The organism is Mucilaginibacter limnophilus (assembly GCF_004005815.1).
Lineage (GTDB): Bacteria > Bacteroidota > Bacteroidia > Sphingobacteriales > Sphingobacteriaceae > Mucilaginibacter > Mucilaginibacter limnophilus.
Genome location: NZ_SACK01000003.1, coordinates 44373 through 62095, shown reverse-complemented (window position 1 = coordinate 62095; position 17723 = coordinate 44373). Strand labels below are relative to the sequence as shown.

At 44.3% G+C, this 17723-nt stretch carries 12 protein-coding genes; 7 read left to right on the top strand and 5 right to left on the bottom strand.

Annotation, left to right across the window (positions count from 1 at the left end):
* Positions 1-21: 21 nt before the first annotated feature.
* From EOD41_RS09310 to EOD41_RS09290, 5 genes are all read left to right on the top strand, one after another.
* A complete protein-coding gene (locus EOD41_RS09310) occupies positions 22-1146 on the top strand; it encodes an NADH-quinone oxidoreductase subunit D (RefSeq protein WP_240663343.1) in 1125 nt (374 codons plus the stop codon).
* A 201-nt stretch (positions 1147-1347) separates the two neighbouring features.
* Complete coding sequence (locus EOD41_RS09305; RefSeq protein WP_127704542.1) at positions 1348-3678, top strand: DUF1553 domain-containing protein; 2331 nt, start codon at positions 1348-1350, stop codon at positions 3676-3678.
* Between the two features lies 1 nt (position 3679).
* Positions 3680-5137 (top strand): DUF1501 domain-containing protein, encoded by a 1458-nt coding sequence (locus tag EOD41_RS09300; RefSeq protein WP_127704541.1) that lies wholly within the window; start codon positions 3680-3682, stop codon positions 5135-5137.
* 17 nt (positions 5138-5154) lie between these two features.
* Positions 5155-6183 carry an NHL repeat-containing protein gene (locus EOD41_RS09295; protein ID WP_127704540.1) on the top strand — a complete coding sequence of 343 codons (1029 nt, stop codon included), beginning with the start codon at positions 5155-5157 and terminating at the stop codon, positions 6181-6183.
* Positions 6184-6212: 29 nt separating this feature from the next.
* Positions 6213-8333, top strand: a complete 2121-nt coding sequence (locus tag EOD41_RS09290) for a DUF2231 domain-containing protein (protein ID WP_127704539.1) — start codon at positions 6213-6215, stop codon at positions 8331-8333.
* A gap of 55 nt (positions 8334-8388) precedes the next feature.
* Here EOD41_RS09290 and EOD41_RS09285 read toward each other — a convergent pair whose 3' ends face one another.
* The 3 genes from EOD41_RS09285 to EOD41_RS09275 all read right to left on the bottom strand — a co-directional run bounded on the left by EOD41_RS09285 (position 8389) and on the right by EOD41_RS09275 (position 13515).
* Positions 8389-10548 (bottom strand): DUF5703 domain-containing protein, encoded by a 2160-nt coding sequence (locus EOD41_RS09285; protein ID WP_127704538.1) that lies wholly within the window; start codon positions 10546-10548, stop codon positions 8389-8391.
* Between the two features lie 128 nt (positions 10549-10676).
* Positions 10677-12005 carry a xylose isomerase gene (xylA, locus tag EOD41_RS09280; protein WP_127704537.1) on the bottom strand — a complete coding sequence of 443 codons (1329 nt, stop codon included), beginning with the start codon at positions 12003-12005 and terminating at the stop codon, positions 10677-10679.
* 28 nt (positions 12006-12033) lie between these two features.
* On the bottom strand, positions 12034-13515 hold the full coding sequence (locus EOD41_RS09275; RefSeq protein ID WP_127704536.1) for a xylulokinase: 1482 nt from the start codon (positions 13513-13515) through the stop codon (positions 12034-12036).
* 120 nt (positions 13516-13635) lie between these two features.
* On the opposite strand from EOD41_RS09275, the gene EOD41_RS09270 reads away from it, so the two are divergent.
* Positions 13636-14664, top strand: coding sequence for a LacI family DNA-binding transcriptional regulator (locus tag EOD41_RS09270; protein WP_127704535.1), 1029 nt, complete (start codon positions 13636-13638; stop codon positions 14662-14664).
* A 242-nt stretch (positions 14665-14906) separates the two neighbouring features.
* Here EOD41_RS09270 and EOD41_RS09265 read toward each other — a convergent pair whose 3' ends face one another.
* A complete protein-coding gene (locus EOD41_RS09265) occupies positions 14907-15845 on the bottom strand; it encodes an SMP-30/gluconolactonase/LRE family protein (RefSeq protein ID WP_240663306.1) in 939 nt (312 codons plus the stop codon).
* Between the two features lie 67 nt (positions 15846-15912).
* On the opposite strand from EOD41_RS09265, the gene EOD41_RS09260 reads away from it, so the two are divergent.
* Entirely contained in the window at positions 15913-17115 is a 1203-nt protein-coding gene (locus tag EOD41_RS09260) for a DUF763 domain-containing protein (RefSeq protein ID WP_127704534.1), read from the top strand.
* On the opposite strand, the gene EOD41_RS09255 is transcribed toward EOD41_RS09260, so the two are convergent.
* On the bottom strand, positions 17107-17649 hold the full coding sequence (locus EOD41_RS09255; RefSeq protein ID WP_127704533.1) for a DUF4142 domain-containing protein: 543 nt from the start codon (positions 17647-17649) through the stop codon (positions 17107-17109). The two genes, EOD41_RS09260 and EOD41_RS09255, sit on opposite strands and share 9 nt — an antisense overlap.
* Positions 17650-17723 lie beyond the last annotated feature (74 nt).

Genomic DNA, 17723 nt, shown 5'->3' with positions numbered 1-17723 from the left:
GCTCATGCGGCTACCGAGGATATGGTGCTGAACATGGGGCCGCAGCATCCTTCTACCCATGGTGTGTTGCGTTTGGAGTTGATAACCGACGGCGAAATAATAAAAGAGGTTATTCCGCATGCCGGGTATTTGCACCGCTGTTTTGAAAAACATGCTGAGTCGCTTACCTATCAGCAAACCATTCCTTTTACCGACAGGATGGATTACCTGTCGTCGATGAACAATAGCCATGTATGGGTAATGGGTGTTGAGCGGATGATGGGTATTGATAAGGAAATCCCCAAGCGTGTTGAATATATTCGTGTGCTGGTTTGTGAACTAAACCGTATCGCATCACACTTGATATCTATTGGTACTTATGGTATTGATATAGGCGCCTTCACTCCTTTCCTGTGGTGCTTCCGCGACAGGGAACATATCATGGGTATGCTGGAATGGGCATCAGGCTCACGGATGCTATATAATTACATCTGGATAGGTGGTTTATTTTACGATCTGCCGGTAGGTTTTGAAGAGCGCTGCCGTGAGTTTGTGGAGTATTTTAAACCGAAGATGACGGAACTTAATGAGCTGTTAACATCAAACCAGATATTTATATCGCGTACAGCTAATGTTGGCGTACTTCCGCTGGATGTAGCCATAAATTATGGCTGCTCGGGCCCGATGCTTCGTGGTTCGGGTATTAAATGGGATCTGCGCCGTATTGATGGTTATTCTGTTTATCCTGAACTTGACTTTGATATTCCATGCGGAACCGGAGCTGTAGGAACGGTTGGTGATTGCTGGGACCGCCACAAAGTACGCGTTGATGAAATAGGCGAATCGCTTAAAATAATTGAGCAATGCCTTGATCGTTTACAGAAAGAATTAAAGCGCACTCCTGATTTCGATCCTCGTGCTAAAATGCCGCGCAAGCTTACCCCAAAAGCGCAGGACTACTATATGCGGGGCGAAGGCTCGAAAGGTGAACTGGGTTTCTACTTTATTACCGATGGCAAATCGGAAGTACCTTTTCGTTGCAAAGCACGCGGGCCAAGCTTTAATAACCTATCTGTTGTATCTGAAATTTCTAAAGGCATCATGATAGCCGACTTAATTGCGATCATCGGCTCTATTGATTTTGTGCTGGGTGAATTAGACAGGTAACAACAAACTTACATTGTATATAGCCTACCTTAGCCCGATACTGGGTTATATTAACTTGTATATACAATTGTCGCTAAATAATTTCTTGCATAACAGAAAAATTTGTTAATTTGTTCATACAGCAATACAAAGTGTGTTGCTTCAACCAGTTACAAATTACAACCAATTAGTTTACGTTTTTTCCGAATTAATTGTGAATCTATGCAAAAGCGGCTGTATTATATTATAGGCTTATTCATAGCTATTGCTGCACTTATTTATTCGTGCAGTTGGTTAGAAGGCGATAAAAACGGTGAAGCTGAGATACCTGATGAGGTGAGCTATAACTTTGACGTTCGGCCAATTCTGTCGGACAGGTGTTTTGCATGCCATGGCCCCGACGCTAACAAACGGGAGGCCGGTCTTCGGCTTGATATTGCCGAAGAAGCTTATAAAGCACTAAAAGATAACCCACAAGCACATGCCTTGGTACCGGGTGATCCTAAATTATCTGAAGTTTATTTGCGCATCAGCACCAACGATTCTACCCAACTGATGCCTCCTCCGGCATCAAACCTGAAAAGGCTTTCTGACCATGAAATCGCTGTAATAGAAAAATGGATAAAGCAAGGGGCGAAATACGAAAAGCACTGGGCTTTTACTCCGCCTAAAAAAGCAAAGTTGCCGGAAATAGATAACACAGAGTGGCCACGTAACGAGATCGATTACTTTGTACTCAACTTGCAGGAGAAAAAAGGACTTGAACCGAACCCGGAGGCTGATAAGGAAAGGCTTTTAAAAAGAGTATCCCTTGATTTAACAGGCCTTCCACCCTCTTTAGAACTACAAAACAGCTTTTTGACAGATAACAGCGCTAACGCTTATGAAAAGGTTGTAGATAAACTGCTTGGCAGTAAGGCTTATGGCGAAAAGATGTCTCTCCATTGGCTGGACGTTGCGCGTTATGCTGATTCGCACGGTTACCAGGATGACAACTACCGCACACAATGGCCATGGCGCGATTGGGTAATTCATGCTTTTAATACTAACCTGTCGTACGATAAATTTATTACCTGGCAACTGGCAGGCGATTTGATGCCAAACGCCACGCGCGAACAGTTGCTTGCAACAGGGTTCAATCGTAACCATAAAATAACTGAAGAAGGCGGGGTAATTGATGAAGAATACCGTGTAGAATACGTAACCGACCGCACCAATACTTTTGGCAAGGCGCTGCTTGGCGTTACTATAGAATGCGCACATTGCCACGATCACAAGTACGATCCGTTTTCACAGAAAGAATATTACAGCCTTTTCTCTTTCTTTAATAATGTAAAAGAAGTGGGTATGGAGTCGGTAGTAGGCGGTCCTGAAACGTTCGCTAAAAAGCCCTTGATGCAGATAAGCAACGAAGAGGTGAAAAATGTGCTTACCTTCATCAACAAGCCTGATACTTCAAAACTCATTGTTTCTGTGATGGGCGATAACCCTGATTCGGTACGAAAAACCTACGTACTTAACCGCGGCGTTTATGATCAGCATGGCGAGCAGGTCACCGCAGGTACGCCTGCGTCTATAATGCCTTTTAATAAAAAGCTTCCTAAAAACAGGCTGGGCTTAAGCATGTGGCTGTTTGACAAGAATAATCCGTTAACAGCGCGTGTATTTGTAAACCAGCTTTGGCAGGAGATTTTCGGCAAAGGCATCGTAAAAACATCCGGTGATTTTGGCATGCAGGGTGAATTGCCAAGTAATCCGCAATTGCTCGACTGGCTGGCTGTTGATTTTCGTGAACATGGCTGGAATATAAAGCGGTTGGTTAAGCAAATTGTGACTTCGGCGACTTACAGACAATCGGCTGTAGTTACTAAAGAAAAACTGGCAAAAGACCCTGATAACGTCTATCTGGCTCGCGGGCCACGTTTCCGCATACAGGCTGAATTTGTTAGGGACATGGTGCTGGCCAGCAGCGGCTTACTGGTAAAAACTATTGGCGGGCCAAGCGTAAAACCATACCAGCCGCCGGGCTTGTGGGAAGCCGCAACTTCCGGGCGTGGATTACTTACTGATTACGTGCAGGACCATGGACCGAAACTATATCGAAGAGGCATGTACACGCTGATAAAACGTACAGTGCCACCACCCGGCATGGGTATTTTTGATGCCAGTAACCGCGATCAGTGTGAAGTGAAACGCTCAACCACCAATACTCCTCTTCAGGCATTAATCATGATGAATGATCCGGCTGTACTTGAGGCTTCGCGTGTATTGGCAGCTAAGGTATTGCAAGAGAAAACGCAAACCCGTGATAAACTTGTGAAAGCCTTCAGGATGGTGGTATGCCGTACGCCAAACGATAAGGAGTTAAAAGTACTTACAGATTATTATGCTGCCCAATTACAGGCTTTAAAGCGTAATGAAGCTAAATGCAAAGAGTTGCTTTCGGTTGGCGAATACCCTGTGCCGGAAAAACTAAATATAGCACAACTTGCGGCGATGATGCAGGCAGTTAACGTGATATATAATCTGGAAGAAACCATAACTAAAACCTGATATGGAAAAGGAAATCATTGAGCATGGCCTCACCTACAACAGGCGGCGTTTCTTATCAAGCCTGAGTTTAGGCATTGGCAGTATTGCTTTAGGCTCGCTGCTTATTCCCGATATTTTTAAAGGCAGCCAGTCGGACGACGTTGCCGATTTTATTCCCGGCCTACCCATGTTTGCACCGAAAGCGAAACGGGTGATTTATCTCTTTCAAAATGGTGCGCCATCGCAACTGGAATCATTTGACTACAAGCCAAAGCTTCGGGATATGTGGGGACAGGAACTGCCTGCTTCGGTAAGGCAAGGGCAAAAGCTCACCGGTATGACAGCGGGGCAGTCGTCATTTCCGCTGGTTGGCAGTTATTACGACTTTAAACAATACGGCGAATCTCGTGCCTGGATAAGCGACTTATTTCCTTATACGGCTAAGATTGTTGATGATCTGTGCATAGTTCGCTCGATGTACACAGAGGCCATAAATCACGACCCTGCCCTTACCTTTTTCCAAACTGGTGCCCAACAGGGTAATCGCCCGAGTATGGGTGCATGGGTAAGCTATGGTTTAGGCAGCGAAAACAAAAATCTGCCGGCTTTTACAGTACTGCTTTCAAAGGGTAAGGGTAACGGCCAGGGCGTGTATTCTAAGTTATGGACTAATGGCTTTCTCGATTCGATACATCAGGGGGTACAATTCAGTAAAGGTGAAGACCCTGTATTGTATCTGAGTGATCCTTCAGGCTTGAACCGTCACGACAGGCGCAAGATGCTTGATGAAGTATCGAAGTTAAACCATATGTCGTATGAAGAATTTGGCGATCCTGAAATAAGCGCCAAAATACAACAATACGAAATGGCCTACCGTATGCAAACGGCGGTGCCCGAAGTGACCGACCTTTCAAAAGAGCCTGATGATATAGTAAAGATGTATGGCCCTGATTGTTTAGTACCAGGTACCTATGCAGCAAACTGTTTGCTGGCACGAAAACTATCTGAAAATGGAGTGCGCTTTGTACAACTTTACCATCAGGGCTGGGATCAGCATGGCCGTTTACCACCAGAAATGGCAACACAGGCAAAGGATACAGACCAGGCGTCGGCAGCGCTGGTTACCGATTTAAAACAGCGCGGATTGCTTGATGAAACTCTGGTAATTTGGGGTGGAGAATTCGGCAGGACAAACTATAGCCAGGGCAAACTTGAAAAGGATAATTACGGTCGCGACCACCACCCGCGCTGCTTCAGTATATGGATGGCCGGCGGTGGTATAAAACCGGGCATTGTTTACGGCGAAACTGATGATTTCGGTTATAACATAGTAAGTAATCCTGTGCATGTACATGATTTTCAGGCAACTGTTTTAAACCAGTTAGGCCTCGATCATGAAAAGCTTATTTACAAACACCTTGGCCGCCGCTACAGGCTTACTGATGTTTCGGGCAAAGTAGTGCGCGACTTAATAGCTTAAACCAATTATACCTGATTATGGAACGAAGAACATTTATACGGAACACTGCTGTAACCGCGGCAAGCTTTTTTATCATGAAAGATATGCTTGCCAGACCGAAAGGCACTGTGTATGGCCACAATGGCATGCAGTACACGATGGATAAGGATTGGGGCGTGTTAAACCGCGATGTAAACCCGGTTAACGACTGCCATGAAATGGTGCAGGACAGTAAGGGACGTATTTTGCTTACTACCAACGAAACTAAAAATAATGTACTGATTTACAACAAGTCGGGTAAACTACTTGAATCGTGGGGACATGATTTCCCGGGAGCACACGGCTTAACACTGGCTGATGAAAACGGCACCGAATCGCTGTTTATCACCGACTATGCAAAGCACGAGGTGTATAAAACTACCATTAGTGGCAAAACATTGCTTAGCATCAGCGCGCCGATGGAACCGGGTATCTACAAAACTAAAGAAGAGTTTACGCCTACCGAAGTTGCTTTCGATACAACAAACGGGGATTTTTTTGTGGCCGATGGGTACGGTTCACAATACATTCTGCATTACGGCAGTGACGGCAAACTAAAAAACTACTTCGGCGGGCGCGGCGGGGGCGATGAACATTTTGATAACGCGCATGGTATTGTTATCGACAGGAGAAAGAGTACACCTACCCTGCTGATTACCGACCGTACACGCAATAGTTTCAAGCGTTTCAGTATGGATGGTAAATTATTAGAAGTGATCAAACTGCCTGGTGCCTGTGTTTGCCGCCCGGTGATTAAAGGAAAGCATCTGTATGCGGCCGTACTGATGTCGCACGATTTGAAGCAGGTTGGTACCGGTTTTGTTACTATTCTGGATAAAAACAACAAGGTGGTATCCAATATCGGTGGAACCGAGCCTGTTTATAAAGACGGTGTTTTAAAGGAAATGGCCCAGGCTGAAAAGATATTCATTCATCCGCATGATGTATGCGTTGATGACGACGAGAACCTATATGTATCACAATGGGCTTCGGGCAAGGTTTATCCTTATAAATTTAACCGCGTATAATTAGCAACCTCCACTCCTTCCGTTAAACTATGAAGAGCAACCTTAAAGGTTTTGCAGAGAACTTATTATTTGTCCTTAATATCCTGATTGTATTCTTTTTACTGTTCGAAAGTAAAATTGTAATACCGCATTGGCTTATTCCTGTAGGCCGTATGCACCCAATGATACTGCACTTCCCTATCGCCATACTGATATTAGCAATGGTGTTGGAGTTCTTCCGGTTTAAGGATAAATATCAGGCCGAGCTGTTTTATCAACGTTTTACTTCAAACCTGCTGCTTATCGGCCTTATTTCAGCTGCAGTTACAGTCATCATGGGGTTGTTCCTTTCTAAGGAAGAAGGTTACGAAGGCAGTATACTGCAGTGGCATAAGTGGACAGGCGTCAGTATAGTTTTGGTTGCTTCGGTTATTTACTGGTGCCGAAATTTTACGTGGTACAATGCACCGCTGGCTAAAGGTGGCGCGGTGGTTACCATACTATGCCTGGTACTTGCAGGGCATTTCGGCGCTACGCTTACGCATGGCGAGAGCTTTGTATTAGGTCCGATACTTCCGCAAAAAACTATGCCGCAAGTATCTTTAGAGCAGGCGCAGGTTTATGAGCATGTTGTAAAACCAATTCTTGAAGCTAAATGTAACAGTTGCCACAATCCCGAAAAACTAAAAGGCCAATTGATGCTTACTGATGAAGCATCGATACTAAAGGGCGGCAAAACAGGCAAGCTTATTATCCCCGGCAAACCAGAGTTGAGCCTGCTGATTCAGCGCATACATTTACCTGCTGAAGATAAAAAACACATGCCCCCAACAGGCAAACCGCAGTTAACAGATGAAGAAGCGCTTTTATTGCAACTATGGGTGAAGAACGGTGCAGATTTTAAACGCAAGGTAGTCGATCTTCCGGCAAATGATTCTTTGCGTAAGCTTGCTTCTTTATTTATAAAGCCGGCAATTGCAGCAACTCCGGCTTATGCTTTCGAGGCGGCATCAGAGGCAACAATAAAGAATTTGAACAATGATTACCGTACGGTAACGCCACTGGCCAAGGGCTCACCTGCATTGGCGGTTAACCTGTATAATCGTGCTAATTATAAAGCCAAACAACTGGATGAACTTGGCGAGATAAAAAAGCAAATTGTATCACTTGACCTGAACATGATGCCTGTTAAAGATGATGATCTGAAATACATCACATCGTTTGAAAACCTTACAGCACTTAACCTGAATTTCACCGATGTTAATGGCAGCGGGCTAAGCAAAATTGCCGGATTAAAAAATTTGCGGACATTGTCGTTATCGGGGTCTAAGGTCACATTACAAAATCTTCAGCAAATAAAAGGATTTAAAGCACTTAAAACACTTACACTTTGGAATACCGGCATTGCTGCCAAAGATATTGAGAAACTACAGGATGCAAACAAAAATATTCAAATTATAAGCGGTTATAAGGATGACGGCAAGGCAATGAAGCTAAATCCACCACAACTTAATAATGCGCAACAAATATTTAAACAAACAACGGCGTTAAAACTGAAACATCCTATTCGTGGTGTTGAGATACGATATACATTGGATGGAAATGATCCCGACAGCTTAAAGTCGCCAGCATTTAACAAGAATATCTTGCTGAACAAACATACAACTGTACGGGCTAAGGCTTTTAAAAAGGGCTGGATAAGCAGCGACATAGTTGAATTTAAATTTTATAAAAGTGCTTATACGCCCGATACCATTTATCTTACTAACCAACCCGTTGAACGGTATGCCGCTAACGGTGCACAAACTTTGATTGACAATGAACTTGCCGATCTGGTAAACCTTAACAATCGCTGGTTAGGTTTTGAAAAGAAGGATATGGAGGTGTTTATGCACTTTGATAAGCCTGTAAACTTATCATCGGTAATGGTGCAAAACGTTTCGCTACCGCTGTTTTTACTATTACCGCCTGCGCAGATAGATGTTTGGTGCGGGCCAAATGAGGGTAATTTGAAATTATTAGGTACGGTTAAACCTGCTGTGCCAAAAGTACCGGGAGTATCAGTTTATACAGATTCATTTGTGGGCTTCAAACCTCAAAAAGTGCAATTTTTAAAGCTAAGGGCCAAAACACAGTTTGTACTATTGGTTGATGAGATCTTTTTAAACTAAATTGCCTCAGTTTGCGCAAAGATTATATCTGCACAAACTGACGCTATATTAATAATTATTGCTGAACCGACATATCAATCACATCTGCCTTGCGTGACGCCGGACTTACAACCAAGTCAATCAGCTTACCGTCTTTTACTTTTCCCTGAACTGTAGTTTTGTACGGCGCGTTCAGTTTAAATTCGGCATCCCAACCTTTTGGCCAGGCAGGTAACAGCATGATCTTTTTGCCATCGGTTTGCATCAGCATTTGCTGTAAGCCATGCTCGCCATTACCACCATTGTCTTCATCAGGTGCATAATCATGCCCGGTTGCCCAAAAAGCAGGAAATTTCAAGTTGGGTTGCTTCCGTGTTAGCGCAAAAGTCACATAGTCCTTAGCCACATCAGCATAGCCTATCATTGCAGCCTGAATCGGATCCTGGTGCCAGCAGCCTTTGTCTTTAAACTGACGTACGTCAAACGAATTTTTTGCAAGTTGCAGGTCAGATTTTCCTAAGCCGTATATACGGAACGGATAAATGGCATACAACTCAGGATTTTCAAAGTTATGCCCCTTTACAGTTTGCGGGCCGGTGTAAGGAAGCAATATTTGCTTATCATTCTTAACACCTACAGGCAAAGGTGGCAACTCGCTGTATAGCCTTTTCCATCTTGAAATTGATGCCTCGTCGGCTACATCTCCAGTCAGGCTTATCATGCGGGACGTAACAGCCCTTAAACCTGCAATGTCAGGTGCAGGGTTATGCGCCTTCCAGAACATTTCAATTGAGTTATCCGGATCAAGCAGTAGCTTGCCCTGCTCATCACGTTTAAAATGCTCATCAAAAAACTGTAAGCCTGCCGAAGCAACGGGTAGCAATATTTCCCTGGCAAATTTTTTATCCTGGGTATGTTCGTAATAATCAAGCATCATCATGCTTAATTCCAGTATAGGTGTAAAATAATGCCCTGTCCAGTTTTCAGGCACTTCGGGGCCCATGTAAAGCAACCCACCCCAAAATGGCGCTGTTTCGGCAAAGTAGGCGCCGCCGTGGTTGTAATATTTTCTAACCAGTTCTTTGTTTCCGGGAAGGATGCTGGCATACATTTTAAATAGCGGCAACATCTCGTCAAAATCACCTGCCGATAGCCGTGGCCAGTACATTGCACGGGTATTTTGGAACCAGTACTGTCCGCCCCATTCACGGTAGTCAGCATCAATAGCCCGGGCAGGCTCATTTCTGTTCGGTTGATATTGCGGATTATCAACCACAAATATCGACCCGTTGAACTTTATCGGGTAAGCCCCTCTTCCCGCACAAGCCGTAACAAAACGTTGTAAAATATAGCCCTGCGTGGTTTTTTCAGCGTCATCGTTACCGCCAATAAATACCCAGCTGCGCTGCCAGAAATTACTCCACCATTTTTGATGCTCGGTTTGTGCGATGGACAAAGGTTGCTTGTCAGCAACAGTTTGGCTGTTAAGCTTGGATAAAAATTGTTGTGCCGTACCTGTTTTTGTTGTAAGCGGATAAATTGATATAACCTGCTGAGTTAATGGTTTAGCCGATTGCAGCGTTGTGTCATTTCTATTTACCATTCCGCTGCCTTTTACGGTAGCGCCAAAAATTATATTATTTAAAGGGGTTAACTCACTTTTACGATTGCGGTGATACCATGTGATATTGTTGGCTTGTTTGGCAAGTAAGGTATCGCCCTTGCCCAAGCGCCAGTTATCAACCGTAACTTTTACTGAAACAGGTTTAAGGCTTTTTGTTTCAACCCTGATTACCGGGTTATTGGCATCAACCCAAACTTTTAGCTCAGTATCACCTTCTTTTACCAGTATTTCACCTGTGTGAAGTTTTAATATTTGCTTAAAGGCCGCATCTTTGGTCAACGAAGAAGGACTTAACGATACCCGCACTTTCCCAAGTTTCATCAATACGCCGCCTTCGCGTATCCAGTTGTTTTTCTCGTTAACGTCAGCTACACCCCATGCATCGGTTTTGGCAATGTAAAAAAGCAGGTCGCCATTAGGTTCAACCCAAACGTTCAAACCGATATCACCATTGCCAATAGGCATTGATTGTGATGATGTTGGCCCGGGCGTATCCCAGCTTACATTATATTTTTCGAGCAAACCGGCCACATTGGTTGTCTGGCCGAAACAAACCGATGTTAAAAATAAAAGCACGGGCAACAGCAATAAAGAAATTTTATACTTGTTCATTTCAGGTTAGATATGTTGGTTGGAAGCCGTGAGTATTTACAGCATTTGATTGATACGAAGGTATGAGGCAGATCAGTATAAAGCAGATGACTGACAAGGATTTATCAATCATCTGCTGAAGAAAAATATTAGATATAACGGTTGATCAGGTTTTCAAGATATTCCTGTTTGCCGCTTATGGTTGCAGGCTCACCGTTATTGGCAGCATATTGCCTTAAATCTTCTAATGATAGTTTACCTGCTTCAAAATCAGCACCGGCACCGCTGTCGAAAGATGCATAACGGTCAGTTCTGATCTTTTTGTAATCAGATTTTTGAAGGATGTTATCTGCAGTTACAAGCGCACGTGCAAAAGTGTCCATGCCGCCGATATGCGCGTAAAACAGATCAGCCGGGTCTGTTGAGTTACGACGGATCTTCGCGTCGAAGTTGATACCACCTCCCTGGAAGCCGCCGCCTTCAAGAATGATCAGCATTGCCTCGGTTAGTTCGTTAATATCATTCGGAAACTGGTCGGTATCCCAGCCGTTTTGATAATCACCACGGTTGGCATCTATCGAACCTAATAAACCTGCGTCAACAGCCACCTGAAGCTCATGCTGGAATGTATGCCCAGCCAGTGTAGCATGGTTTACCTCAAGGTTCAGTTTAAAGTCGTTCAAAAGATCATATTTCTGCAGGAAGCCTAATACGGTTGCCGCGTCATAGTCATACTGATGCTTGGTTGGTTCACATGGTTTCGGCTCGATAAAGAAAGTGCCTTTAAAGCCTTGTTTGCGGGCATAGTCTTTTGCTGTATGTAAAAATTTGGCTAAATGCTCCTGCTCGCGTTTCATGTCGGTGTTCAACAAAGTCATATAACCTTCACGACCACCCCAGAATACATAGTTTTCACCGCCTAAAGCAATTGTAGCGTCAAGCGCGCCTTTAACCTGCGCGCCGGCATGCGCCAGTACGTGAAAATCAGGATTTGTTGAAGCGCCGTTCATGTAACGTTTGTGGCTAAACAGGTTAGCAGTACCCCAAAGTAGTTTCACACCGCTATCCGCTTGTTTTTGTTTTGCATATTCAACAAGTCCCTGAAGTCTGCGATCGTTATCATTCACATCATCAGTGTAATCAACCACGTCAACATCATGAAAACAGTAAAAAGGCAGGTTCATTTTAGTAATGAACTCAAAAGCCGCATCCATCTTGTCTTTAGCGCGCTCAACAGCGTCGGCTTTTTCATCCCATGCAAAAACGTGGGTCGGCCCTCCAAACGGATCAGCACCGGTACCGTTGAATGAATGCCAGTAAGCACATGCAAAGCGCAGATGTTCTTTCATGGTTTTGCCCGCTACAACCCTGTTCTCATCATACCATCTGAACGCTAAGGGATTGTCTGACTCCAGACCTTCAAATTTGATCTGGCCAATTCCTTTAAAAAATTCCTTGTCTCCGGTTATTACACTCATATTATTGTTTATTAGATTATTATGTGTTTTAATTAATTAATAACTCACGGTCGAGTAGTGCCTTCCACTCGGCGTAAACAGGCTCCATAGCACTGCCTGATGGCTCAACTACGTCGATACGCTGCATGTTTGAAAATGCTTCAGCCGGCGAAGTAAAGATGCCTGCACCTATCCCGGCACCTAATGCTGCCCCGGCGCTACCATCGTTTTTATATAACTCGACAGGCACGCCGGTAACATTTACAAAGGTTTCGGTAAACAGGCGGCTCAGGAACAGGTTGCTCCTTCCGGCACGGATTACAGTTGGGTTCATGCCGTTCTCGCGCATAATATCAAGCCCGTAACGAAAAGCACATGCAATGCCCTCTTGCACTGCGCGGAAAATATGCGCCCGGGTATGCAAATTCAGGTCAATATGATGCAGATGCACACCTACCAGTTTATTGTTAAGCATACGTTCGGCGCCGTTACCAAAAGGCAGTATGCGCAAACCGTTACTGCCAAGCGGAACCTGCGTGGCTTCATCGTTCATCTGATGATAGCCAATGGTAGTACCAAACAAATTTTTCGTCCAGCGGTAAAGGCTCCCCGTACCGTTAATGCAAAGCAATACGCCAAGTCGCTGCAAATCATGCGCATAGTTAACATGGGCAAATGTATTTACCCGCGATTGCGGATCGAACCTCAGCTTGTCGCTCACGCCATATATCACACCCGAGGTACCTGCTGTTGCGGCAACTTCTCCGGGATTTAGCACATTTAGTGACAAAGCATTGTTCGGCTGGTCGCCTGCTTTATAAGCCACGGGTATGCCTTCAGGTATGCCCAGTTGCCCTGCCATCGATTGCAGAACAGTGCCATGAGAAGAGAAAACAGGGTGTACGGGTGGAAATAGCGACTCGTCGAAACCGTAGTAATTTGTCACCTGCTTGGCTATACTGTTATTCTTAAAATCGAAAAATATACCTTCAGAAAGCGCCGATTCAGAAGTGGTGATCTCTCCTGTCAGCTTCATGGCAATGTAATCACCCGGAAGCATGATCTTATCGATCTTCGCGTAAACTTCCGGCTCATTTGCTTTTACCCATGCCAGTTTCGAGGCCGTAAAATTACCTGGCGAATTCAGCATGGTTGACAAACATTTGTCGTGACCGATGGCATCAAACGCCTTGTCTCCTATTTCAACGGCGCGGCTGTCGCACCATATGATGCTGTTACGCAGTAAGTTTTGGTCTTTATCTACCAAAACCAAACCATGCATTTGGTAGGCAATGCCTATAGCTGCAATATCGTTGGGATTGTAAGTGCCTGTGGCATGACAGCGTTTAAGCGCTTGCTGCATTTGCTCCCACCACATAGCGGGTGATTGTTCGGCCCAGCCCGGTTGTAAAGAAATTATGGGCGATTCTTCGTCCGGGTACTGCGCCGAAGTAACTATCTGCTGCGTATCAGCATCAACAACGCATACTTTTACCGACGAGGTGCCGATATCAATACCTAATAAAAGCATATGTAAACGTCAGGTTTATTTTTAGGAATACGTATAATTATTATTTTGCAACGAATTTAGAGTTAATTTTCAAACCTGCAATCGATTGCTTAAATTATTTTTCAGTAGCTTTAACCTTTCATGAAACCCAAAAAACGCACCACAATATATGATATAGCCGAAAAGCTGAATATCACAGCATCGTCGGTATCGCGCGCGCTCAACAACAGCAATCATGTTAATGAGGAAACAAAAAAGCTGATACTTAAAACCGCTGCCGAACTCAATTATAAGCGCAATGTGCTGGCGTCTAACCTGCGTAAGGGGCAGACGAAAACTATTGGGGTTGTGGTGCCACGTATCAATCAGAATTTCTTTTCGAATGTAATTGCAGGGATTGAGGAAACTACTTATAGCAAGAATTTTAATCTCATCATTTGCCAATCGAATGAATCGCACGAGAAAGAAATAAAGTGCATTAACGCGCTTATTAACCAGCATGTTGATTGTATTGTGATATCGGTTGCAATTGAGGGGACAGACTACTCGCACCTGCAAAATGTAATCGATCATGGCATTCAGTTGATACAGTTTGACCGTGTGGCTGACGAGATTGAGACGCTTAAGGTGATCAATGATAACGAGCAGGCAACATTTGAGGCCATCACCCACCTTATCGACCAAGGGTATAAGCGCATTGCCTTGCTTGAGGGGCCGCAAACGCTAAACATCTTCAGGCAACGTAAGGAAGGCTATCTTAAAGCGCTGAACAAGCATAAAATACCTGTAATAGATGAACTGATAATCGAGAATGCCTGGACCAAGGAACTGGGCGCCGAGGCTACCCGCAAACTGCTGAGCCTGCCAGAACCGCCTGATGCCATCTTCGCTTCTACTTCTGATTTCTCTGCATTGGGCGTGTTGGAGGTTGCTACTTCAATGGGCTTTAAGGTACCGACTGAGTTAGGCATTTTGGGATATGCTAACGAACCATTTACCGAACTCACCAGTCCGTCCATCACCACAATCGACCAGTTTTCGCAGTACATGGGAAAAACCATAGCCAACCTGTACTTCCAGGAATCGGAAAATAAGGACACTACGGTAGTACCGCGTACCATCAGTGTAAAGCCTAAATTGATCGTCAGGGCATCAACGTCGAGGAAGTAATTTTGTGCAGGTGTTGACGTCAACAGAGTCAACACCCGTCAACACTGTCAAAATATTGGCAGTGGTTAAACCGGTATATTATAAAAAGCAATTTACTTACCTTACTATAAGCAACTTATAATATTATTACTGTAGGCGGAAAGTTCTGCAAACGTCAGGAAGTCAACACCGTCAACACCTGAAAAGGTAAAAATCAACACCCCGTCAACACCCGTCAACACTGCAAAATTTTGGCAGTAGCATTATTTATCCCCACCTTTCACCTTCATCTTTAAAATATAAATGCCTTTTGAAGCGGTGATAAATAATACATCCCTGTTCTTCCCCCCGAAAACAACATTGCCTGTCCATTGCTCAGGAATGGGTATGTTAGTTATCTTCTTCCCTTCCGGGCTGTAAATGGTTACACCTTTTCCTGTCAGATAAATATTGCCGAGGTTATCAACGGTCATCCCGTCCGACCCCTGTGTTATAAGCAATGTTTTATTGGTTAACTGTCCGTTTTTGCCAATGTTATAGCGGTAGGTTTTATTATCTCCAATATCGGCTACATACAAATACTTACCATCGGCAGTACCTACAATGCCATTCGGCTGTTTAAATTGAGCGTCGGCTACCACCGGTTTTGAACTGTTCTTTGCCAGGTAATATAATTTCTCTCCGTCAAGGGCTGATGATTTACGTGTCCAGTAGTCGCGCTGGTAGTATGGATCAGTAAAGAACATGTCGCCGTTAGGCGTTATCCAAACATCGTTGGGGCCGTTCAACAGTTTGCCGTCAAGATCTTTTACCAACACTTTTACTTTGCCATCAGGCGTGATAGACCATAACTGGTTATGCTCATCGGCACAAGCTATCAAATTGCCTTTCTTGTCAAAATACAAGCCGTTGCTGCGCCCGGCATTATCCATAAATACCGAAAGTTTACCATCAGTATCATACTTCCATATCTTATTATTCGGCTGATCGGTGAAAAAAACATTACCATATTTATCAGTTGCCGGTCCTTCAGTAAATATGAACTGCCCCGACACAAGCTGCGGTGTCGCTCCTGCCTCAAACAGGTTATACGTGGTGTCCTGCATTGTAAAATCAAATTTGGGAGCGCTAAAGTCAGGCTTAAAAGCAAAAGCGACAAACAGTACCAAATGCGCCAGGCTGATGTAGATGATTTTTTTCATAGGTTTTATATAGATGCTTACAAATATAAAATTCATTTACAATAAATAAATTGCTAACTTTGTTAGCATGAAACGCTCAGGCAATGCCGATCTTCCTTTGCATTACGGCTATGTACCAACATGGCTTGCCGAACGTATGGCTAAACTCGGGCTGGCAATTGTTGAGAATATCGTTGCTGATTATGGTACCAATGAAGTGCTCACCCGCCTAAGCGATCCGTTCTGGTTTCAAAGCATGGGCGCCGTTATGGGTATGGACTGGCATTCGTCGGGCATTACCACATCGGTTATGGGCGCGTTGAAGCGTTCCGTCAATCCGCATAGTAAAGAACTGGGTATTTATATCTGCGGCGGCAAAGGCAAACATTCAACCAACACGCCGGCCGAGCTACTGAAGGTTTGCAACACTACCGGACTGGATGGCAATCACCTGGTTAAATGCAGTAAACTAAGCGCCAAGGTTGATAATACTGCCGTACAGGACGGCTTTCAGCTATACACCCACAATTTTATAGTAAGCAATACCGGGCAATGGTGCGTTATACAGCAAGGTATGAGCGATGTTACACGTACCGCGAGGCGCTATCATTGGCATTCGGAAAGCCTCAAATCGTTTGTTGACGACCCGCATACATCCATCTACGGCCCGAATACAGGCTATATCCTGAATATGGCTGATAAGCAGGCTGAGCCTTCACGCAACGGTGTAATGCAGATTGCCAAAGAGAATCCAGACCTGATGCTGAAGGAAATAAAGCATCTGATTATGCCCTCGCATCATGATGTACGTGCCGAAAATGTTGATTTAAAACGTTTGGGTACAGTGCTTTGGCTGGCGCAGGAAAAACAACCCCAGGATTTTGAAGAGCTGCTTTTATTGCAGGGACTTGGCCCGCGTACACTGCAATCGCTGGCTTTGGTTAGTGAGGTTATACATGGTTCGCCATCAAGATTTAAAGATCCTGCCCGGTTTTCATTCGCACATGGCGGCAAAGATGGGCATCCCTTCCCGGTACCAACAAAAGTGTACGACGAAACTATCGGCGTTTTACAAACGGCCGTTTATAAATCAAAATTGGGAAACAGTGAGAAAAGTGAGGCGATTAAAAGGCTGCATACTGTAGCTGTTCGTGCCGAACAGGACTTTATACCGAATGCGAATTTTGATAAGGTGATTGAAGAAGAGCGGAAAAATTCGTGGCGCTATGGCGGCCGCACTGTATTTGGTAAAGAGCGCCCGCCACAGCAGCAACAGCTTAAATTATTTTAATGAAGCCTGCAAAGCTTTAGCCGAGTCGAGGTGTGCTTTAAGCTTCGGTACAGTTTTTTCGGCAAGATCAGAAACGCTTTTTATACGGCTGTGAGAGGCTTCTGAAAAAAGTTGAACAGCTTTTTCATGCTCTTCTACCATCATCTGCGCGTATGCTTTATCAAAGCCGGCAGGTTGTTTTGACAGGGCAAGCACCTGTTGTTGTCTTTCGGTACTCATGGTATCCATATGCGAAACCATTTTATCATCCTGTACTTCACGCAGTTTATCCAGCAGTGCCTTATGGTCTTTAATTATCATATCGGCAAATGCCAGTACTTTTGGGTTTTTAGAAGAGTTTTTTGTAGCTATAGATGCCTCAATCTCGGTTTGACTGCCCAGTACAGCGCTTTGTACAAAGCGATAACTGTCATCGTCAACCTGTGTTTGACTGTTGCTGTTAAAATTCTTAGCGCGACGCTTTTGCTCGCAACCCTGTAAAGCTACAAATGCTATTAATAAAAGCCCGAATACAGAACAAATGAACCTACTCATAGATAGTAATTATTATATTGGTAACACCAACATAACAACTTTATGCGGTTCCTGTTTAATAAATTTACTATTAA